The organism is Pseudomonas sp. PDNC002 (assembly GCF_016919445.1).
Classification (GTDB): Bacteria; Pseudomonadota; Gammaproteobacteria; order Pseudomonadales; family Pseudomonadaceae; genus Pseudomonas.
In genome coordinates, this window is the sequence record NZ_CP070356.1 from 4,357,767 (window position 1) to 4,378,910 (window position 21,144).

A 21,144-nucleotide genomic window follows, 5' to 3' on the forward strand; every position below is an offset into this window, starting at 1 on the left:
GGTTCCACGCCGCACTTTTGCAACCACTAGAACCAGCCGTTGAGGTGTACCGTCGATGTCCAGCACAACAACCATGCAGGCCTCTGGGATGCCCTGTTCCGCACAAGAACTGCCCAGCCGCGGCAGGGCCAATTATGCTCTAGGCATACTGCTGCTTGCCTACGTTTTCTCCATCATGGACCGCCAGGTGCTCAGCCTGCTCGTAGGTCCGATCCAGCAATCACTCCATGTAAACGACTCCTGGATGGGGCTGCTCCACGGCTTCACTTTTGCGGCGTTCTATTCGCTGGCTGGCTTACCGATTGCGAGGCTGATCGACCGTGGAAACAGGCGACTGGTCATCACCGTGGGCATTGGCCTGTGGTGCATGGCGACCGCCGCCAGTGGCCTTTCCACGGAGTTCTGGCATCTGCTGCTGGCTCGCGTTGGCGTAGCGGTGGGCGAAGCGGTGCTGCTCCCCGGAGCGGTGTCTCTGATCAGTGACCTTTTCCCGGCGGAGAAGCGTGGCCGCGCACTTGGCGTGTTTGGTGCCGGCGGTCCCGTAGGCGTCGGTGCCGGTCTGCTCGCGACTGGGCTGGTGCTCGGTTACTTCAACGCTCACCCCCTGACCTTGCCCTTGATTGGCCCCCTGGCCCCTTGGCAGGCCACCCTGATGTCGATTGGCCTGCCCGGCATGCTCGTGCTGTTGCTGATGTTTGGCGTGCCTGAGCCGCGTCTGGATCGTGAGATGAGCAACACCCAGGCCATCAAGGCGCCAAGTATTCCACTCAGGGATGTAGCGCAGTTTCTGCGAGCAAACCGGCGCACCTTCGTCGCCATTCTGATTGGCATGGGCTGCTATAACGCGGCGGTTTATGGTGGCGGCGCCTGGGTCCCGACCTACCTCGTCCGTGAGTTCGGCTGGAGTTATGCCAAGGCAGGCACCGTGATGGGGTTGGTCATGTGCGTCAGCTCGCCCCTTGGCGTGCTGGGGGCCAGTTGGTTGGGCGAATTCTGGCGCAGGCGCGGCGTGGTCAATGGCAACCTGAGAGTCGCTATTCTCGCCAGCACCCTGCTCCCCCTGTGTGCCACGCCCTTGCTTCTGGCACCCAATGCGCCCCTGGCGATTCCGTTCCTCGCCCTTTCCGCCGCCTTGTGGGTCTGTCTGTTCGGCATTGGCCCGGCTCTCATAGTCGAAATAGCACCGGCCCCGATGCGAGGGCAATTCATCGCCCTGTTCACGGGTGTTCTCAACCTGGTCGGAGTGGGAGTCGGCCCCTTGTCGATCGGCCTCATTACCGACTATGCACTGGCTGATCCCGCGGCCATACGCTACTCGATTCTCTTCCTGACGCTGCTCGCCTGTGCACTCGCCTGCCCGCTTCTGCTCCTTGCCCGGCGGAGCTTCAGACTCACCACGCTGCATGCTCGGCAGTGGCACCCCGCGAACACCACTCCACCCCTGAATCCGCCCTCCGGAGAACACCCATGAAAACCCTTCAAGGCACCTGTTTGTGCGGCAGCGTTCAATACTCCAGCTCCCAGGCCCCCACCATGACCGCCGTCTGCCATTGCAGCGACTGCCAGAAGCAGTCGGGTAGCGCCTTTTCGGTCAACGTCATGATCCCGGCCGAGGGGTTCCAGGTGAATGGCCTTACCCTGGCCAGCTATCGTGTGCAGGGCGGCAGCGGCATGCAGGTGCGACGATTCTTCTGCAGTCATTGCGGCTCTCCGCTGTATACCGAAATGGCTGCCATGCCGGGTGTCCTCGCGGTAAAAGCCGGGACACTGCGCAATTCGTCGACGGTCACGCCAAATCTGCACGTGTGGTGCGCGTCGGCCCAGCCGTGGGTGGCAATTGACCCATCCCTGCCTCGCTTCGAACACACCCCTTCCTGAGCCCGCAAGGTACCCTGATGAACGCTGCATCAGGGTGCTCGCGTACTCGTACCACTCTGCCCGCTTTCAACCTTGTCGGGGCACTCGACCGAAGCGGTAGATGGAGCGCCCTGAAGATCCTTTCGCAACCATTGAAGTTCGAGATTACGAGACGCGTCCTACATTCGACTTCCCTAAAGCTTACATCCTAATAAGAGTGATCCGGGGATAGTGACAGCACCTTCTGAGTAGCGCAGTTCAACGACTGACCTGAGAAGGGCTCTGCCACTTACGCTTCAGGAATACTCGATCATGAAAAAGCTCTTCATCGCCCCCGCCCTCGCACTTCTGTCGCTGGCCATCGCTCAACAGTCCCTGGCTTCGGATGGCACCATCAACTTCAATGGCCAGATCACCGACGTGACCTGCACCATCAAGGTCAACGGCGGCACTTCCTCCGCCACGATCACGCTGCCGACCGTGGCTGCAAGCGCTTTGAGCTCCGGCCCAGGCGCCACTGCGGGCGATACTCCTTTCAGCATCAATCTGAGCGGCTGTTCGACTGCGGACACGGGTACCGAAGCGGCACCCAAGGGAATCGCCGTTTACTTCGAACCCGCCGGCGGCTCGGTCAACGCGGCAGGTCGCCTGGATAACACTGACAGTACCGGTCCGGCGAACGTGAATATCGCCCTTTACAAGGCCAGCGCTCCCACGACTGCGCTGATCCTGGGTACTGCCCCGACCGCTGCGGATACCACCATCTCTGGCGCTGACCCGTCTGGTGCTGCGGAAGTCAAGTACGTGGCCAAGTACTACAACGCAGACGGTTCCCCGGCAGCACCGGGCGCAGTAGCAGCGCGCGTTGTCTATTCGATCGTGTACCCGTAATGCCGTTCCACCCAGCGAGTGCGCCGCCTATGCGGCCGCTCGCTACTCAGTCCGAGACACGCCATCATGCGATTTCCCCTCAGTACCCGCCGCACCCTGCAAGGACTGCTGATTGCCGGCTGCCTGCTTTGCTCCTACGTTTCCCAGGCTTCCGTGGTCGTCACCGGCACTCGCGTCATCTACGACGCCAGCCAGCGCGAAGTGACCATCAAGCTGAACAACGACGGCGCCATGCCTGCCCTGGTGCAGTCCTGGATTGATGACGGCGATGCTCAGGCCGGCCCCGATGTTGCCACCGCGCCCTTCATCCTGACGCCGCCCATTGCGCGCATCGACAGCAAGAAGGGGCAGACACTGCGCCTGCGTTACACGGGTCAGAAACTGTCGCAGGACAAGGAGTCCTTGTTCTGGCTCAACGTGCTCGAGATCCCGCCTACGGTGAGCGACGGCCAGAACAAACTAAAGATCGCCTTCCGCAGCCGCCTCAAACTCTTCTATCGTCCGGCCAAACTTCCAGGCGATGCCGTTAGCGCTGCCGGGAGTGTGCAGTGGCGCGCAGAGCGCAGCGGCAATGGCTGGGTTCTCGACTGCAGCAACCCGAGCCCTTACTACGTCACACTGAACCAAGTGAAAGTCGCCGGTATCGAACTGAAGATCGGTATCGACAACTCCCTGGTTGCGCCAGGCCAGCACCTGCGTCTCCCGCTCAGCGCCAGCGAGCCCCCGTCTGGCAACGTCAGCTACTCGACGATCAATGATTTCGGCTCTGTCAATCAGCACGAGCAGCCTCTGAAGCGCTGACACCGCGTTCCAACCCTCCTGCAACAAGCCCCTGTGGAGCATCGGGAAGGCCTCTGCGCGCCTGTCGAAAGGCGCGGGGAGAGGCTTTGCCCCGTTGAAGAGTGATGATGAAAATGAACCCTCGCCACCCCGGACCCTCCAGTTGCTCTGCTGCAGTGTTTGCGCTGAAGCCACTGATGCTGGCTTTGCTGATGGTCAACGGTTTCTGGCAGGGATCGGGCCTCGCGCTGGCCGGAGAAGGTGACAACCAGGAGGTCAACTTCGACAGCTCCATGCTGTGGGGACAGGGAGCGCGCAGCGTCGACCTGGATCGATACGCCGAGGGCAATCCGGTGGAGGCCGGCACGCACTCACTCGCCGTGTTCGTCAATGACGACTACTCGATCGGTACCTTCGATATCCGCTTCGATGCCGGGGACAAGCCTGGCCGTGCCAAACCCTGCTTCACTCCGGAGCTGCTCGATCGCCTGGGGATCGACCTGGAGAAACTGCCGCTTGCCGAAGGGCAACAGAAGCCGGATGCCGGGCAATGCCTGGATCTGCCGGCACGCATCTCCGGCGCCAGCTACAGCGTTGACACCGGCGAACAGAGCCTGCACTTGAGCGTGCCGCAGCTCTACATGCGACGTAATCCCCGTGGTTATGTCAGCCCCGAGCGCTGGGACCGCGGTGTCACCGCAGGTTTCCTCGACTACAGCGCCAATGGCTATGAAAGCGAGTTCAACGGCAAGAGCAACCAGAATGCCTATGGCAGTCTCAACATGGGTTTCAACATCGGAGACTGGCGCTTGCGCCAGCGCTCTTCGTTGAATTGGGACAACGAGTCAGGCAGCCGGCACGAAGTACTCAGCTCCTTTGCCCAACGCGACATCGATGCGCTGCGTTCGCAACTGACGATTGGCGATGCCTTCACCGACGGCGACCTGTTCGACAGCGTGTCCATGCGTGGCCTGCGCCTGGCGAGCGATGACCGTATGCTGCCTGACTCCCAGACAGGGTATGCACCGGTGGTGCGCGGCATTGCCTCCACCAATGCGCGGGTCACCGTGCGTCAGCGTGGCTACATCATCTACGAAACCACTGTGTCGCCCGGCGCCTTCGAGATCAATGATCTGAACCCCACCAGCGACAACGGCGACCTCGATGTCACGGTCACCGAGGCCAATGGCCAGGAAAGCCACTTCATCGTGCCGTTCTCCTCCGTCGCCCGTTCGCTGCGGCCGGGCGTCTCGCGCTACACGGCATCCATCGGCAAGGCCCGCGACCTGCAATATGATTACTCGCCGACCATTGCCCAGGGCACGTATCAGCGGGGCCTGACCAATGCCATCACCGGCTACACAGGCGTCACCGCGTCCGAGGATTACTCCGCGGCTACCCTGGGCAGCGTACTGAATACCCAGTACGGCGCCTTCGGCGCCGACATCACCAACGCCAGCACGGACTTGGGCAAGCAGAACTACACGGGCCAGTCGGTTCGTGTCAGCTACAACAAGGTCATGCCGGACACCGGCACTGACTTCACCCTGGCCGCCTATCGCTACTCCACCGATGGCTATTTCGGCCTCAGTGATGCCCTGACCGCGATCGACCAGGTGCAGGAACTGGGCGGAGACAGCAGCGAGCGAATCCGTCGCCTGCGTACTCGCAGCGAGGTCAACATCAACCAGCGCATCACCGACCGTGACTACTTCTACGTCAACGGCTCGCGCCAGGACTACTGGAACGACAGCGGCTATGACACCCAGCTCCAAGCTGGCTATACCCGCAGCTGGAGCTGGGGTAGCACCAGCCTGAGCATGGCCCGGACCCAGGACCCATTTGGCAAGTCGGAGACGCAGACGCTGTTCAGCGTCTCCATTCCGCTGGGCCGGGAGAGTGGCTACGGTTATCTGTCCAGCAGTGTCAGCCACAGCACCAGTGGTGCAAGCAACGTGCAGACCTCCTACAGCGGCAGCGCCGGGGAACAACAGCAGCTCAGCTACGGCCTGACAGCGAACCATGACCGCCCCAGCGACGGCGACAGTGCTTCAACGCTGAGCGGCAATGCCCAGTACCGCGGCTCCCGAGGGATGGTCAGTGGTTCGCTGAGCAAGAGTGCCGACTACCGCCAGGCATCGGTGGGCGTCAGCGGCTCGGTGGTGGCCCATCCGGCCGGAGTTACATTCGGCCAGAGCTTGGGCGACAGCATCGCCATTATCGACGCGCCTGGCGCCGCGGGTGCCCTGGTCAGCAGTGCATCGAACGTCTCTCTGGATGGCCGCGGCCAAGCGGTGGTGCCGTATCTGTCGGCCTACCGTCGCAACGAACTGGCGCTGGATCCCAAGGGGCTGTCCGACGATGTGGAACTCAAGACCACCAGCCAGGAAGTAGTCCCGCGCAGCGGCGCCGTGATGCTAGTCAAGTACGACACCATCACCGGCCGTGCGCTGCTGGTACAGAGCCGTCGCTCTGATGGCAGCTCGCTTCCGTTTGGCGCAAGCGTCTACGACCAGGAGGGCCGGGAAGTTGGCGCGGTAGGGCAGGGCGGCAAGATATTCGCTCGCGTCGATGCAGACGAGGGCCAGTTGCGGATCGGCCTGGGCGGCAAGGACAACAGCCAGTGCTCCATCAGTTTCAAGCTGCCACCCCGCGAGCAGGGAAAAAGCTCGAGTGTGCTGGACAAGATCGATGCGCCCTGCCTGTAAGGCGGGTTGCCGATATTACGTATAGGTACTGAATCATGAATATATTTACAAAGTGCTTCGGACAAGTCCTGCTTCTGACAATCGTGGGGCTAATGATGTCATCGCAGGTCCACGCGGGGATTACTTGTAGTGCGCCGGTGACACCGATGCTTACGGCAACCATTCCCAGCACTCCAATTACTACCGTTGGAAGTCCTACGGGGCGCTACCTGACAAACTGGGTGTACGGCCCTGCTTCGGGGTACTCCAGAATTTATAACTCATGTACAAATGCAAACAGGACATTGCAGGGGAAAATCACCCTCCCGTTGGAGGGGAGCAGTATTGACGGATATCCGATATATACAACCAACGTGCCGGGTATTGGTGTCGTTTTCAAAGGCCGCAGCCGGGACGCTGATCCAGGCGCGCCACTTCAGAGTGACTGGGTGGATATAATAACGGGTGTCACCGATTACTGGGATGCATCGTTCGGTGTGCGCCTCGTCTCTACAAGAAAAACCATTGTTTCCGGCACCGTTACATTGCCTGGGGTTATCGGCCAGTTGAAGGTTGTAGATAAGGCCGACCTGGCAGGAAGCAGCACAATCATCCCTATCAACTTGATGGTTGCCGGCAGTGCAACCTTTACGTCCAGGACCTGCTCAGTCAGCACTGGCTCACAAAATTTCTCAGTGCCTTTAGCCAAGATCAACAGCACAGCTTTCGGAAATATCGGGAGCACTGCTGGGAGTGCCAACTTCAATATTCAGTTGGAAGGCTGTTCGACCGGATTGAAGGTCTACATGACCTTCAGTGATAACAACAATGCTGCCAACACCAGCGATGTACTGAGCCTAACGCCTGGCCCGCAGTCGGCATCGGGGGTTGGAATACGCATCAACTACAATTCGCAGCCGGTAAGATTCGGTGTCGACAGCGCCGTAGCAGGAAACCCCAATCAGATATCCATCGCCACCACCAGTGGCGCCATGATGAACATCCCTTTCACCGCCGGCTATGTGAGGACTGGAACCATCATCGGTGGGGAGGTCAAGGGGGTTGCTACCTTCACCATGAGCTACCAGTAGCTGGTCGGTCTATTCGAGAATGGCTTGGGGCACCTCTAGATCCACCTGGACGATAGTGCCTTCGCCCAGTTGGCTGGTGATATGAATTTCCCCTTTCATCTGCTCAACGAGGCGACGGCAAAGTGCCAAGCCGAGTCCTGTGCCACTTTGTCGATAGCGCCCTGCGGACTGAATCTGCACAAATGGCTCGAATATCTTTGCTTGGTCATTTTCCGAGATACCGATGCCGGTATCCTTCACGCGTATGCGGATGATGACCGAGCCATCACCACAGCCGATCGCTCGGAGTCTGAAGGTGATCAAGCCTGTGTCAGTGAATTTGATCGCGTTGCTCAGCAGGTTATCCAGCAGGCGTTTGAACTGGACGGGGTCGATCCACACTTCAGGCTGCAGGACCTGTTGCAAGTCGACGATGAACTGCAACCCTTTCAGGCTAGCCTGTCCGACGAACTGGTCGGTAACTGATTCAGCCAGCATTCTCAGGTTGGTTCGTTCCGGTGCCAGCACGTGCTTATTGGCCTCGAACCTGGAAAGCTCCTGCAAATCATTGAGCATCGATTGCATCTGGTCCATGGACGCCTGCAGGACGGAGAGGCGCTCATGTTGCGTGGAGCTCAAGGCCTCATCCTTATGCAGTAGGCCGAGCATGGCGTCCGCGGTATTGAGAGGCGTGTAGAACTCGCGAGCCACGGCCAACATGAAGTGGCTCAGACTCCTCTGGCCGGAGTCGAGCAGTTCATAGGCATCGCGCAATTCGCTCATGAGCCGGGCCCGGGAACTGATATCTATGCTCCCCCCGATCACACCATGCAGTTTTCCGTCCTTATCGTGGTATGGCGTCAGCCAGGCATGTACCACCCGGCGCCCGCCTTTGGGTTCGATGGTGTAATCACCTTTCCACGGTTGATCCTCCCTAACGCAATCGAGCAGCTTTTCTTGGAGAAATTGAGCCTGCTCCGGTGGGTACCAATCGCCTTCCAGGACAGTCTTGCCCAACACCTCGTCCAAGCTGGCTCTGTGCATATCTAGTGTGGCTTGATTGCAGAGCAGCAGGCGCCCCTCCTGATCCCGGAAGTGGATTGGGTGAGGCATCGCATTGATCATCTGATGCAGCATTTCCAGGTGCTGGAGACGCTCCGGATCCAGAGTAAGCCCAGGTGCAGGCTGCATTTCCACATTGCCGGCGATCAAACCTTGGCCCCGTGCGATGTCGATCAGTTCAACCATCGAGTTCGCCTGCAGCTTCTGCATCAGGCGAAGCTTGTAGGTACTCACAGTTTTATTGCTGATCGACATCTGGCGAGCTATCACGGTGTTGCCGAGTCCTTGGGCTAGCAGATGCAAAACCGTCAACTCGCGTACCGAGAGCTTTTGCAGCTCTCCATCCTTGTTGGACGGGTTGACGAAGTTCCTCACGGTCCCCAGCGCGTGTACAGGGAAGTAGGTTTGCCCGTGGTAGATCGATGCAATCGCTGCCTTGAAGGTTTCCGGCCGTTCATGCTTGCTGACAAACCCTGCCGCTCCAGCCTGCAAGCAACGCCCGGCGTAGTACTCTGAGTCTTGGGACGTGACTACCAGGATTTTCACTGGGCTGTTTCGTTCTGATAGACGCTTGATGAGTTCCAGCCCCCCCAATTTGGGAATGGACAGCTCAAGCGTCATCAAATGAGGCTTGTGAGACCTGACAAGGTCCAGGGCATCCAAACCGTTATCGGCCTCGGCAACGACCTCGAAATTTTCAGCCTCTAGGAGCTGTCGGAGCGCATGACGCGTTACGGGGTGCTCGTCGACAATCAGTACCTTACGCATGGTCTAAAGCTGCCTGGACGGTGAATGATATTGGTGCTTTAGCACTAGACCCTTCGATCGCCAGGATAAGGATCGGTGTGGTCTTGCGCGCTCAGCCTTGGGTATAGCTTGTCTTGCAGGAGGTGGTGGGTTTTTGTGGTGCATGGCAATCAATAAAGGCATTGAAAAAATTTCCTGAACTGAAAGAGCTGGATTGTCTTTGCTAAGATATTTTTATGGGGGAAATTCCGTGAATAGCTGGTCTGCGGCTTTTTGATTTGGCATATCGACGATAATTAAAATATGCAGAATTGGTCCATCCGCGAGTGGATATTTTTAGGTCTTAAAGTTAAGGAGGTCTTTTGGGCGGCAGGAGGTCGTGGCGTGACAAGTCGCTTGGGAAATGAAATATTTATTTCAACTATTCAAAATTATTGCTGCAGGAGGATCTTTATGTAATTCTTTAAGTTTGGGGTGCTTTCATTTTATAATCATCTTTGTGCACATATCTGACACCGCTAGCGGGCGGCGCGATTTGCTCAAGAGACGTAGGATACATGTTGGGTCAGGGGAACTCTGCAATACTGCATTTATTGCGGCTATTCCCCTCCGAGTCAACCCGCAGCATGAAGTCTCTGACCTCTGAGTACTTCAGCGGCCCTGGCAGTTGCATGGATGTTCCGCTTGCAGAAAGTGGATTAAAGTGATGGGGCAGATACTGGCAATGGTATATCAATCCATTAAGGCTAACTCCGCTGAGGGACGTGCCATCAAGCGGTTCATTAGCGATGAGGCTTCCGCTAATGATCAGCACGTCGAAGGGCCGACCGGTGAAACGCCCCAGGAGACGGACCTCGTCTAGCGAAGTGGCTGTTGCGATGCGGTAGTAGCCCATCTGATTCAGAAGACGCTCCGCCTGCAACGACTCCGCGTGGAGGCGATCGGCGATCAAGATGCGCAATTGTTTGTTGGCCATTCCGTGGTTCTCAATCGGCACGCGGGTGAGGTTCCGCCCGGCTAATCGGACAGCGAGGGGCAGGTTCTCGGGATGGCCGACTGTCGATGTTTTCGCGACGGGCTGCGCGGCGCAAAAAGTGGTGGAGTGCACTGCCCATGAGCGGTTTGCAGAAGTAATAGCCCTGAACATGTTCGTAACCGAGCAGTTGTAGGTGGCGCAGGTGACTCTCACTTTCCACACCCTCCGCTATGACAGTCAGGCCCAGGGCGCGGCCGAGGGCGAGTGCGCTCGCCAGCACCCCGCCACATCGTGGATCGTCATCCAGCTCTGTGAGGAATTGGGCGTCCAGTTTCATTTCAGTGAAAGGAAGTTCAATCAAGCGCTCCAGCGTGGAATGGCCACTGCCGAAGTCATCAATGGCCAGACCGCAGCCAAGGAGCCGCAGTCGCAGGAGGTTGTCCAGGCTGATCGCAGGCATACGCAATGCACCAATTTCAGTCAGTTCGAAGGTGATCCGCCGTGGATCAGCTCCCTGACGGAGCAGGCGATGTGCGAGCTGGGCCGAGAAGCCTGGGCGTGAAAGTTGTACCGGCTCCACATTAAATGCGAGGTGGAACGGGTGATCTCCGAAAGACTGAAGGGCACAGATAGCTTGGTCGATCAAAGTGAAGAGAAGAGCGTCCAATAGGCCGTTACGGCGAAGCGCCGGCAGGAAGCAGCCAGGCAGTACGATCTCGCCATCTTCCCGCTGCCAGCGCGCCAAGACTTCGAAACCGGTAATCCCGCCAGTACTGACCGAAATTTTCGGTTGCAGCGCTGCTTTGATCTCGTCTCGGCTCAGCGCCCCGACAACATCCTCGTCACTGGGGATCTCGCGTATCAATGGCAGCGAAGGCGAGTCAATGCCAAGAGGATTGAACTCTTCGAGCAGGGCGTTCATGCGTTCATGGGTGGTTGGCCCGCCGTTCAACACCTTTAGCCCTTGGAGACGGAGCAAGCGAGCCAAGGTGGACCACGTGCCCGTCACCAGCTCGCCGATAACGGCGACGCCATAGGCGAGATGCTCTTGTGCCACTGTCTGGAGGAAGTTCAGCCGAGCCGCAGGATCGACACGAAGGTCGCAGACGAGCAGGTGGACCCCGCCGACTCTGCGCATTTGGCGCAGAGCGAGCCTATCGCTGGATCCCTCGAGTATGGTCGTGTAGCCAAGCCGGCGTAGTGATGTGGAGGCAATGGTGCGGTGAAGGCTGGGAGCTTGCAGATTAAAGGCGGAAAGCGGGCGCATGGGCCTGCTCCTGGAACAATGGAAGACGGCAGAATTCTGCTGGGCTTCCAAAGGTAAGGTATTGAAGCTTTTTTCCCTATTTGCTGTAGGACTTTTCCTGTAACTGTGGTTCTGTGAGGCCAGTCGACCTCCGACCTTAACGAAAGACTTGCCTGCAGCCCAATTACATGCCTTGAGGGCTTCGACTTGGAAGGGGCTTACTCTCGAAAGTCTGCTTCTGGCCGGTTGATGCCGTTGACGAGAGTCAGCTACGGATCCAGAGCGATCGCTCGTATCAGTAGGCAAGCTCTACCTAGCGACCTAGACCGAAGAGGGCTCGGTCGCAGGAAGACAGTGGGTCGCCGAGATCTGTTTCCGCGTATCAGCCCTCGCTATCTAGCTGCTCCGGGCCACTTCTTCAAAGCAAGGACCATCGTCCGCAGCATTGCCGGGACCGATTTCAGCTACGCACTATTCCAGTCTAGCCTGCGTGCATTTGCTGCCGTCCCAGCTAGCGAGTGCGAATGGATGTGCAATGCCGTCAGGGGAGGGCTCCGGTTCGGATCTTGCGCTAGGATCCCCCAGCGGGGAAATGAGCCACTTGGAAGCCATTTAAGACCCCTTAAACTCGCCATTCAGAAGGTGTCGATGAACGCAGCCATTCCAGAGATGCAGAACGTAAGCGATCGACCTCTTCATCTGCCCACCCTTCGAGCAACATTCGATTAACAGTACGATCTAAGACCTCTTGAATCAGCAGACGAACATGTCTGTCTGACAGGCCTGCGCGCCCCCTAAGCGTTCCTACTAACGGCGTCGTTTCACCCGCGCAGGGCAGGGGAGGCAGCTGCAAGTGTCGACGATATCGAACTAGGTAATTGTTAAAATAAGACTCGTGAAGCGCCGTCCTTCTCTCGCGTCCCTCGCTTCCATAGAGATGCAGCCACCAGGCTCCATGCTGATCGCAACAAATATCCCCCATGACAGGGATATGAACGCCTCGCCCAACAAGATCTAAGACATGTAAATTTAAATAGTATATTGTGGCTATTATGAAGAGGCTCCTTTCGTGATTCGGGTCATTATTTGCCATAAGGCAGGCGGTCTCCACAATATAAAGCCACTGCATACTTGTGATGGATCTGTCCAACCCATCCCTTGACCCACTCTGAGCCAAGTGCAACTCTCGCTTTATCGATAAAAATGGGTTTACTTCTGTCAGCCCGCTACGTATTGCGTGCATGTAAAAGCTGACGCAGACAGCAGTAGAGTGAGAAAGTGTTACCTGGCCAACCCTGTAGATAGGCAAGGGTGGGGCACTGCCGCGCTCTGAGGCAATCTTGGCTTCCTTTTTGGAAGTGGTTGCATTGAAAGGGCGCCAACTCTCGTTCACGACAAATATATCACTATCGCGCCTCACGCGACCGCCGACTCTTAAGAATCTAGACCTGGAGACTGGTCCAATCCATTCTGATGGGGGGGGGTGGTACAGAATTTAATGAAGTGACCGGCATCATATCCTTGCAAGCGTAATAATGGCTTGTGAGCCACCAGTAATGACCACAATAAAAGTCGCTCCGCATGAGTTCTATAAGACGAATAAGTTGAGTCACACTCGCAGTAGTCGTGAAGAAATGAGCGGACCGCGACATAACCCTCAATAGCCTGGCAGATTGGCGGGAAACCTTCTAGATACTCCCTAACAACGAGCCGCTCATTGCCAAGGCCATACGCGTCAAAGTCTAATTTCCGAAACTCATTTAGGGTGTCAAAAAGTGGCTGGGGCTGTTTCATTGTTGCCACCGTTGTCACTATCAGGATCAGTACGCTAACAAGGCCTGGGCAGCTCTCCTGCGCAGGCGAACCCATAGCGATTCGTTTGTCCGCAGGGAATGGGTAGTCAAGACAGAGCTGAGGAAGGGTGATAGGCCAGCGCTTCGGGGGCGGCTTTCCTCGATCATCCCCTGTAAAAGAACCTCTCCCTTACTGGGGTAGTGCCGAAGGATTTGCCCAGCAAGCGAGCGCACGTCCTCCCGTTGAGCAGGGTCCTGCTCCAACTGCGTCAACAGCTCGCGCGCAAGGACAATGGATCTGGTGCGTTCACTAGGCAAGGTCATGTGTACGCTCCATTGCAGAAGCCATGGCAAGCGCGAAGCAGGGCCGGGTTGCAGGAGCGAAAGCTCGTTACACACTTCGCGCATCTTGAACCATGCTACCCCCCAACGATGGGGGCGTCCACGAACCGCACTGAGCACAGTAGTGCATCCAGGGCAAACGACAGCCCTGATGACAGCCTTGCAGAACTAAAGATCTAAAACGGGAGGAGCGCTCCCATTTTAGATTTGTAGTGCACGATTTTTTAGAGATTTAGTTCAGAGAACTGAGCCGTACCAGGAGGAGGCTGTTTAAGGCCTGATATGTAATTTAACATAATATACATTATGCGAAGTTACGTATGGTGCGGCCAGGGTCGAGTGTCACAGATTTCGCGGCCGGATTTCAGCTCCCAGGCTGCTTTGCTGGCATCTTTGCGTTTCTCAGCGTTCAACGATGTCATGGCGGACCGTTTGGCTCTTGTCTCTTTGCGTCCCGAATTACGCCACGGCGAATCAGCCCCCACGAAACGCGATCCACTGCCAATCGTTTCCTGCGCTCTCGATTCCATCTTTTTAGCAGCAGACCTTCTCCGCGAGTTTCCCCGCGCCGAGCAAGGGCTGTCACGGACAGGATCCATTCCTGCGAAAAGCCGGCTCCTATCGACGCGCACCTCAATACGGCAACGCGTTACCAAAAACAGACAGGCTTTCCGGTAACCCGTTACCGCGGCGACGCACGGTGCATCAATCCATCACTACAAACTGGATCGGACTGCCCCCCGATGATGCCTGGTGCAGCACCACGTCGATCCGGTGAGCGGCATGCAGCAGAATTTCGGCATCGCTCTCCAGTAGCTGTGCTGCCGATAACAGCGCCGTAACCGTTCTGGGTGAGACGACTTCCCGAGCGGCCTCTCGTAATACCTCCACCACACAGGTTTCATTGAACGCTGTCGCCAACAGCACCTTCCTTAGCCGTTCCATCGTTTCCGCCTCCATGTCCTCCGTTGCTCAACGAGCAATGCAGGAATAGCCCCATTTTCGCCAAGGCACCGCGCAAACCGACGATTGGCGCGGCCTGCAGATGCCAGGGTTCGCGTAGAGAGATAACGCTGGCCGGCACATTTAGTAACGCGTTACTATTTCTCCAGTCATCATTATGTAACGCGTTACCAAAAAGGAAGCACGCCATGAAGGATGCCAAGGACAGAGCTACCCGCGATGCTTTCGAACCGCCGCGCAAAGGACGGCCCCGCAAGGACGGCGCGCTCACCAACGCGGAAAAGCAGGCAGCCTATCGCAAGCGCCGTGCGGAAGCCGGTGGTGGCGCGGTCATGCTCAATAACGAGGAAATCTGGCTGATCTGCCATGCGCTGGACGGCAAGGTCTGGGAAGCGGACCTGGAACAACGGCAGAAGCTGATCGAGAGGCTGCGTAAACGTGTCATCTGACTCGCCATCGCGACGCCGCTGTATATAACGGCGACTCGCGAACATCATGACTCAATGATCTGAAAACGAATCGAACATGCGCGGACGATTCCTTTCCGATGAACTGAATGCCCCGCATTCGTCCATTCAGCAATCTATGAGGTAGTCGTCATGGCCGAACACAGAGGCGGTAAAGGCAATTTCGCGGAAGACCCGCAACGTGCATCCGAAGCTGGCCGCAAAGGTGGTCAGATCAGTGGAGGCAACTTCAGGAATGATCCGCAGCGCGCGTCCGATGCCGGTCGCAAGGGCGGCCAGCGGAGCCACGGCGGACGCTGAATTCCACACCTGAAACATCGAAGCGGCGCCCGTGCGTTGGCGCCGCCTCGATGAAACACCCCGCCCCCTGCCCTCCACGACTTCTCGCTCAGTGCGTACAAAGCACCGCGCTGACCTTGATGTCCGCCCCTGAGTCCCGCCCCAGCGGACCATGCAGTGCCTGCACGAATTTCTGAGCCTGCTCGCGACTCAGGCTTTCCTGCAAAAGCACGGTGCTCATCGGCTGGCCGTCGCGGCTGTAACGAATCAGATAGGCGTGCATGGCTGATCCTCCGTGGCTGGGAAAAAGCGGCAATGCCTTGGCAGGCATCACGTGACGATCAGCCTTAGTTCAACAGCCAGGGCTGCACCGGCGGATTGCGTAGGGTCTGCTGGATGGCGCCTTCCAGCTCGCTGAGGTCGACGGACTTTGGCAGCACAGGGTACGGAACGCCCTCCTCGCCATGTTCCGCCCAGGGCGACAACACCAGCACGCGCATGCGGGGCCGCAGCGGAAGGCAGGCCTCTATCAGGGCGGCGCCGGTCAGCGGGCCGGTGAGTTGCTCGTCGATCAGGAACAGGTCGATGACCGATGACGAAATCAGATGTTCTATGGCTTCTTCTTCGCTCAGCGCGCTGAGGACCGCATGCCCCTGGGACAGCAGATGGTGTTCCAGGCGCTGCAGTTGTTCGGGTCTTTCTTCGAGGACGAGGACCATTTTGTTTTCGAGCGTTTGCATATCGCGCATCTCCCATGTCGAGACTGGGAGCTCAGCAAGTTTCGCGCCTCCTGCGGGCACAATAGTCGAGGCCCGTCGCAGAGCGGCCGGCACGGGCCATGATCTCGCCGTGCAACCAGCAAAACGCACGAATGGCAGCGTTGCGCGATGCAAAATGCCCGGCGTGTGGATCAGCTCCGGGCGCCCTGCTCCTCCCGGCCTTGCTGTTCCTCGTCGTTGGCGACGTCCTGGGCGGAACCCTGGTTGCCGCTCTCCTCACCCATTTCCTGATAGGTCTTGCGCAGCTGCTGCAACTGCTCGCTGTCCATGTCATCCAGCCCCATCAGGAAGCGATGCGCGTGGTGCGTCGTGCGCAGCAGTTCGTCGATCTTGATGTGCAGTTCGTCCGTGTCGCGGTACTGCGTGCTCTGGATGAGGAAGACCATCAGGAAAGTGATAATGGTGGTCGAGGTGTTGATCACCAGCTGCCAGGTGTCATTGAAGTGGAAGAACGGCCCGCTCAGGGCCCAGCCGATCAGCATCACGCAGGCCAGGGCAAACGTCAGCGGCCGACCCGCCCATTGCGACAGCGCCTGGGCGAAGCGCGAGAAGGTCAGGCCTGCGCCCTTTTTCTTCCGCTGCTCGGTCGTCATGGCGCGTCAGGCTTCGTGGGGTTTCAGGTCGGGCACGAGAATGGTCACGTAGTCCCGCTCCGCTGAGATTGGGACGGCGTTGCGGCGTGGTTTCTTTGCGGTGGTGCGGTTGATCGGTGCCGGACGCTGAGTGTTCATCGCTGGACTTCCCGAGTGAAAGTGCGTGAACGGTAGAGGCGGGAAATCCTGCGGGAGTTCAGAAGTTCTCCGCAGACCTGTAGGAGCGCAACGCCATTGCCGCGCCAGGCAAGTCCTGAATATGCGCTCGACAGCCGTCAGAAATCACCGCACCACGGAAGTCCTCGTCAGCCGTGCCTGGCGACTTCCTCGACAATCATCATTCCGCGCGGCGCTCGTACGGCGATGGTTACGCTGTTTTCGCCGATGGCTTTCACCTCGATCTCGATGCCCTGTGTCAGCAGGAGTTGCATCATCGATTCGGAGGCCTCGCCCTGCAGGATGTTGAGGGAGAGAACATCACCAACCTGATTGTTGCCCTGGTGAAGTTGCATGTCGGAATCCTTTGCGAGAATTGTCGAAGTGGCGCAAAGGATGACGGGGCGCTGGATCAACGTATGTAGTTCATTTCTCGTCAGAACGACGGATTAATCCCGCATTTCGAATAGCGTAGAAATCCTGCGTAGGAGTTACGTCCCGCCAGCGGCGGTTCCCGCTCCGAGCCGTCGTGGCGGTGCTCGGCGGCGAATTGCGTTTGAACCTGCACGCGGAAATGGCAGTCGGCAATGGAAAGGACCTCCGCTGGGGAATGCCATGACTCACGACCGCCTGCACGCACTGCGCGACCTTCTCGCCGACTTCCATCTGCCGCTCGAGCCCGACCGCCAGTTGCCCGCCATCGGCGCCACCCTGCGCCAACTCAGCGGCGACGGACTTGATCGCCTGCCCTTGCCGGGCAGCGGCGACACGTTGCGCCGCTGGCAGGCCCTGGCGACCGTCGCCGGTAGCGATCTGTCGCTGCTCAAACTCTACGAGGGGCACACCGATGCGCTGGCGATTCTCGCCGAACTGGATGGCGACGCCCTGCCCGGCCTCTGGGCGGTGTGGGCGGCCGAACCGCCGCACGTCAGCGTGTGCCTGGTGGCCCGCGAGGATGGCTTCGTGCGGATCAGCGGCAGCAAGCCCTGGTGCTCCGGCGCCGCCGTTGTCGAGCACGCGCTGGTCACAGTGAAAGATGAGCAGCAGCGTTCGCAACTGGTGGCCGTGACGCTCGGCCAGCCCGCGGTGAGTATCGGCAATTCCGGCTGGAATGCCGTTGGCATGGCGGCCACGAGCAGTGTGTCGGTGGATTTCGACGGGGCGATGGCGGTGTGCGTCGGCGGCCCGCAGGAATACCTGGAACGCCCCGGTTTCTGGCAGGGTGGCGCGGGCATCGCGGCGTGCTGGTACGGCGCGGCCTGCCGGCTGGCCAGCTATCTGCGCCACGGCCATCGCGACGATCCGCATGCCATGGCCCACCTCGGCGCGGTGGATGCCGCGCTGGCCGGCGCGGCCGGTGCCCTGCGCGAGTGCGCCAACTGGATCGACGAGAACCCCGCCGTGCTGGCCGAGCTGCCGGCCCGACGTGTGCGCGCGCAAGTGGAAGGCGCCGTCGAGGCGGTGCAATGGCATGTGGGGCGTGCCCTCGGCGCTACCCCCTTCTGCCGCGAGCGGCGTTTCGCCCGGCTCGCCGCCGATCTGCCGGTGTTCCTGCGCCAGAGCCACGGCGAGCGCGACCTGGCGCACCTGGGCCTGCACCTGAAGGCTGCACCGGTGGACGAGGCCTGGTCGCTATGAGTCAGACGCAGAATCTCATCGCCGGCAGCCGCTGTACGCCGGCTTCGGTCTGGCGGGGATCAGCCCAGCTGGAGCGCCTGCCGCGCATCAGCCGCGAGCAGTTGCTGCCCCCGGGACGCCGCCTGGTGGTGGTGGCGCCGCATCCGGACGACGAAGTCCTGGCGTGCGGCGGGCTCCTCGCCGGCCTCCCGGTCGGCGCGGAAGGCCTGCTGGTCTCCGTCACCGATGGCGAAGGCAGCCATCCCGGCTCGCCACGCTGGACACCGGAACGGCTGCGCCGTACCCGGGAGGAGGAAAGTCGCTCTGCCCTCGCCCGCCTCGGGCTCGATCTTGCCGGCTGGGAATGGCCTCGCCTGCGCCTGCCGGACAGTGGCGTCAGTGCCGCGCAGCTCGTCGACCGCCTGCGCGAACTGATCCGTCCTGGTGATCGCCTGGTCAGCACCTGGCGCCACGATGGCCACCGCGACCACGAACAAGCCGGGCTCGCGTGCGCCCAGGTGGCCGCCGAGTGCGGTGCGCGACACTTCGAAACGCCGGTCTGGGCCTGGCACTGGGCACTCCCCGGCGATCCGCGCATCCCCTGGGCTCGCGCGCGGCGCCTGGACCTCGACGACGATCTGGTCGAGCGCAAGCGCGCGGCCATCCAGGCCCACGCCAGTCAGCTCGATGGCCCGAAGCCGGTGCTGGGCGCGGGATTGCTGGAAACCCTGTTGCAACCTTTCGAGGTGTATCTGTTGTGAGTGAATTTTCCGAGGGCCATGGCGCCGAGTACTTCGACGAGCTGTATCGCGGCGACCCCGACCCCTGGGCGTTTCGCACCCGCTGGTACGAGAAACGCAAACGCGACGTGCTGCTGGCCTGCCTGCCACGGCCGCGCTTTCGCAAGGGCTTCGAGCCGGCCTGTGCCAACGGCGAGACCAGCGCGGAATTGGCCGCGCGCGTCGATGATCTGCTGTGCAGCGATTGCAGCGCCGAAGCCGTGGCATTGGCCCGACACCGGCTCGCGGGACGGGAGAATGTGCGCACGGAGCTGCAGGTGCTGCCGCTGGAATGGCCGGCGGGCAGCTTCGACCTGATCGTCCTCAGTGAGCTGGGCTATTACCTCTCCGCGGACGCCTGGCGTAGGGTCTGTCGCGAGGCCGCCGCCGCCCTGAGCGAAGACGGCGTGTTGGTGGCCTGCCATTGGCGCCACCCCATCCAGGGCTGCGTACTGAGCGGTGATGACGTGCAGGGCCACCTGGCCCAGGCGATGGGCGCGCGCCCTGCGGTTCGCCACCTGGAACGCGATTTTCGCCTCGAACTCTGGTTCGCCCCGGTGGCGCGATGATCGGCGTGCTGGTGCCCGCGCACAACGAAGCGCAACTGCTCGGCGCCTGTCTGCTGACATTGCAACGCGCAGCATCGCACCCGGCACTGGGCGGGGAGCGTGTGCATATCCTGGTGGTGCTGGACGCCTGCACCGATGCAACGGAATCGGTCGCGCGGTCGCTGGGGGTGGCGGTGCTGCGGGTGAGCGAGCGCAACGTCGGGCACGCCCGCCGCGCCGGCGCCGCGCATCTGCTGGACCTCGGCGCACGCTGGCTGGCCTGCACCGATGCCGACAGCTGCGTCGGCCAGGACTGGCTAGTGCGCCAACTGGCCTTCGGCGCCGAGGCGGTGTGCGGCACCGTGCGCGTCACCGACTGGTCGCCGCAGGCCGAGCAGGTCCGCCTGCGCTACGAACGCCATTACCAGAGCCGCGAGGATCATCGCCACGTCCACGGCGCTAATCTCGGTGTCTGCGCGCGGGCTTACCGGCGTGCCGGCGGCTTTCGACCGCTGACGTCGGACGAGGACGTACGCCTGGTGCACGATCTCCAGCGCAGCGGCGCACGGATCGTCTGGACGCACCAGACCTGCGTGACCACCAGCGCCCGGCGCGATTACCGCGCACGCGGTGGCTTCGGCGAATTTCTCGACACGCTGGCTGCGCCGTGACCGCTCGTACCGACTTTCTGAACCATCGTAAAACGGCTCGCTCACACGCCAGGCAAGCCACTGAAACTTCTGGAGGCCCGGCGACAGCACGCCTGGCAGCGGTGGCCAATGCGACCCACCACGCCACGGGACAACGCATCCGCGAGCTGCCCATCACCCTGGACAAGCTGCTGTGAGTCGCGAAAGGAGGTCCAGATGCCCTATCCCCAATACACCAACCGCCGCCATGCCGGCGTGGCACTGGCCATGGCCTTGCGTGAGCTGCGCCTGGAAGACCCGCTGATCCTGGCGCTGCCGCGTGGCGGTGTGCCGGTGGGGCGCGAGGTCGCCCGCGCCCTGCATGCGCCGCTGGACGTTTTGCTGGTACGCAAGATCGGCGCGCCCGGCCACGAGGAATTCGCCTTGGGCGCCATCGTCGACGGTCCCGAGCCGAACTGGGTGGTGGACGAGCAGATGCTCGAACGCTTCGATCCGCCGCCCGAATGGTTCGAGCAGCAGGTGCTGGAGGAGTTGCGCGAACTGGAGCGCCGGCGTGTGCTCTATCGCGGCTCGAAGGCGCCCGCCACGCTGGAGGATCGCGACGTCATCGTGGTCGACGACGGCCTGGCCACTGGTAGCAGCGTGCGTGCGGCGCTCAAGGGTTTGCGCGAGCACCATCCGCACCGGGTGATCCTCGCGGTGCCGGTCGGCCCGGCGGAAACGGTGGAGAAACTGCGCGAACAGGTCGATGAGTTGGTCTGCCTGGAAACCCCGACGCCCTTCCGTTCGGTCGGCGATCACTACCGGGATTTCCACCAGCTCAGCGATCAGGAAGTCATCGACCTGCTGAACAAGTGAGCCG

At 60.1% G+C, this 21,144-nt stretch carries 22 protein-coding genes; 13 read left to right on the forward strand and 9 right to left on the reverse strand.

Features of this window, described 5'->3' with window-relative positions; genetic code table 11:
* Positions 1-55 precede the first annotated feature (55 nt).
* The 6 genes from JVX91_RS19730 to JVX91_RS19755 all read left to right on the forward strand — a co-directional run bounded on the left by JVX91_RS19730 (position 56) and on the right by JVX91_RS19755 (position 7,306).
* Positions 56-1,471: an MFS transporter gene (locus tag JVX91_RS19730; RefSeq protein WP_205335849.1), complete on the forward strand. Its 1,416-nt coding sequence runs from the start codon at positions 56-58 to the stop codon at positions 1,469-1,471.
* Positions 1,468-1,878, forward strand: coding sequence for a GFA family protein (locus tag JVX91_RS19735; RefSeq protein WP_205335850.1), 411 nt, complete (start codon positions 1,468-1,470; stop codon positions 1,876-1,878). The genes JVX91_RS19730 and JVX91_RS19735 overlap by 4 nt, the downstream gene beginning before the upstream one ends.
* Positions 1,879-2,169: 291 nt before the next feature.
* On the forward strand, positions 2,170-2,748 hold the full coding sequence (locus JVX91_RS19740) for a fimbrial protein (RefSeq protein WP_205335851.1): 579 nt from the start codon (positions 2,170-2,172) through the stop codon (positions 2,746-2,748).
* 66 nt (positions 2,749-2,814) lie between these two features.
* On the forward strand, positions 2,815-3,549 hold the full coding sequence (locus JVX91_RS19745; protein ID WP_205335852.1) for a fimbria/pilus periplasmic chaperone: 735 nt from the start codon (positions 2,815-2,817) through the stop codon (positions 3,547-3,549).
* Positions 3,550-3,725: 176 nt separating this feature from the next.
* A complete protein-coding gene (locus JVX91_RS19750) occupies positions 3,726-6,236 on the forward strand; it encodes a fimbria/pilus outer membrane usher protein (protein WP_205335853.1) in 2,511 nt (836 codons plus the stop codon).
* A gap of 146 nt (positions 6,237-6,382) precedes the next feature.
* On the forward strand, positions 6,383-7,306 hold the full coding sequence (locus JVX91_RS19755) for a fimbrial protein (RefSeq protein ID WP_205335854.1): 924 nt from the start codon (positions 6,383-6,385) through the stop codon (positions 7,304-7,306).
* A gap of 9 nt (positions 7,307-7,315) precedes the next feature.
* Here JVX91_RS19755 and JVX91_RS19760 read toward each other — a convergent pair whose 3' ends face one another.
* From JVX91_RS19760 to JVX91_RS19775, 5 genes are all read right to left on the reverse strand, one after another.
* A complete protein-coding gene (locus JVX91_RS19760) occupies positions 7,316-9,115 on the reverse strand; it encodes a response regulator (protein WP_205335855.1) in 1,800 nt (599 codons plus the stop codon).
* Between the two features lie 544 nt (positions 9,116-9,659).
* Positions 9,660-10,070 carry a hypothetical protein gene (locus tag JVX91_RS19765; RefSeq protein ID WP_205335856.1) on the reverse strand — a complete coding sequence of 137 codons (411 nt, stop codon included), beginning with the start codon at positions 10,068-10,070 and terminating at the stop codon, positions 9,660-9,662.
* Positions 10,071-10,080: 10 nt separating this feature from the next.
* On the reverse strand, positions 10,081-11,337 hold the full coding sequence (locus tag JVX91_RS19770; protein ID WP_205335857.1) for an EAL domain-containing response regulator: 1,257 nt from the start codon (positions 11,335-11,337) through the stop codon (positions 10,081-10,083).
* A gap of 1,799 nt (positions 11,338-13,136) precedes the next feature.
* Positions 13,137-13,517: a BPSL0761 family protein gene (locus JVX91_RS29200; RefSeq protein WP_345890254.1), complete on the reverse strand. Its 381-nt coding sequence runs from the start codon at positions 13,515-13,517 to the stop codon at positions 13,137-13,139.
* A 639-nt stretch (positions 13,518-14,156) separates the two neighbouring features.
* Positions 14,157-14,372: a hypothetical protein gene (locus tag JVX91_RS19775; RefSeq protein WP_205335858.1), complete on the reverse strand. Its 216-nt coding sequence runs from the start codon at positions 14,370-14,372 to the stop codon at positions 14,157-14,159.
* Between the two features lie 230 nt (positions 14,373-14,602).
* Here JVX91_RS19775 and JVX91_RS19780 point away from each other — a divergent pair, with 230 nt between their 5' ends.
* Positions 14,603-14,863, forward strand: a complete 261-nt coding sequence (locus JVX91_RS19780; RefSeq protein ID WP_205335859.1) for a hypothetical protein — start codon at positions 14,603-14,605, stop codon at positions 14,861-14,863.
* Between the two features lie 150 nt (positions 14,864-15,013).
* Positions 15,014-15,181 (forward strand): general stress protein, encoded by a 168-nt coding sequence (locus JVX91_RS19785; RefSeq protein WP_205335860.1) that lies wholly within the window; start codon positions 15,014-15,016, stop codon positions 15,179-15,181.
* 88 nt (positions 15,182-15,269) lie between these two features.
* Here the strand turns inward: JVX91_RS19785 and JVX91_RS19790 are convergent, their stop codons facing one another.
* From JVX91_RS19790 to JVX91_RS19805, 4 genes are all read right to left on the reverse strand, one after another.
* Positions 15,270-15,443, reverse strand: a complete 174-nt coding sequence (locus JVX91_RS19790) for a hypothetical protein (protein ID WP_205335861.1) — start codon at positions 15,441-15,443, stop codon at positions 15,270-15,272.
* A 64-nt stretch (positions 15,444-15,507) separates the two neighbouring features.
* Complete coding sequence (locus tag JVX91_RS19795; protein ID WP_205335862.1) at positions 15,508-15,900, reverse strand: response regulator; 393 nt, start codon at positions 15,898-15,900, stop codon at positions 15,508-15,510.
* Between the two features lie 170 nt (positions 15,901-16,070).
* Positions 16,071-16,496, reverse strand: coding sequence for a low affinity iron permease family protein (locus JVX91_RS19800; protein WP_205340051.1), 426 nt, complete (start codon positions 16,494-16,496; stop codon positions 16,071-16,073).
* A gap of 341 nt (positions 16,497-16,837) precedes the next feature.
* The gene (locus JVX91_RS19805; protein ID WP_205335863.1) at positions 16,838-17,044 is read right to left on the reverse strand and encodes a hypothetical protein; all 207 of its coding nucleotides are present in this window, start codon (positions 17,042-17,044) and stop codon (positions 16,838-16,840) included.
* 259 nt (positions 17,045-17,303) lie between these two features.
* On the opposite strand from JVX91_RS19805, the gene JVX91_RS19810 reads away from it, so the two are divergent.
* From JVX91_RS19810 to JVX91_RS19830, 5 genes are all read left to right on the forward strand, one after another.
* Positions 17,304-18,326 (forward strand): acyl-CoA dehydrogenase, encoded by a 1,023-nt coding sequence (locus tag JVX91_RS19810; protein ID WP_205335864.1) that lies wholly within the window; start codon positions 17,304-17,306, stop codon positions 18,324-18,326.
* The gene (locus JVX91_RS19815) at positions 18,323-19,066 is read left to right on the forward strand and encodes a PIG-L family deacetylase (RefSeq protein ID WP_205335865.1); all 744 of its coding nucleotides are present in this window, start codon (positions 18,323-18,325) and stop codon (positions 19,064-19,066) included. Before JVX91_RS19810 ends, JVX91_RS19815 begins: the two co-directional genes overlap by 4 nt.
* Entirely contained in the window at positions 19,063-19,653 is a 591-nt protein-coding gene (locus JVX91_RS19820; RefSeq protein ID WP_205335866.1) for a class I SAM-dependent methyltransferase, read from the forward strand. The genes JVX91_RS19815 and JVX91_RS19820 overlap by 4 nt, the downstream gene beginning before the upstream one ends.
* A complete protein-coding gene (locus JVX91_RS19825; RefSeq protein WP_205335867.1) occupies positions 19,650-20,303 on the forward strand; it encodes a glycosyltransferase in 654 nt (217 codons plus the stop codon). The genes JVX91_RS19820 and JVX91_RS19825 overlap by 4 nt, the downstream gene beginning before the upstream one ends.
* A 195-nt stretch (positions 20,304-20,498) precedes the next feature.
* A complete protein-coding gene (locus JVX91_RS19830) occupies positions 20,499-21,140 on the forward strand; it encodes a phosphoribosyltransferase family protein (RefSeq protein ID WP_205335868.1) in 642 nt (213 codons plus the stop codon).
* Positions 21,141-21,144: the final 4 nt, after the last annotated feature.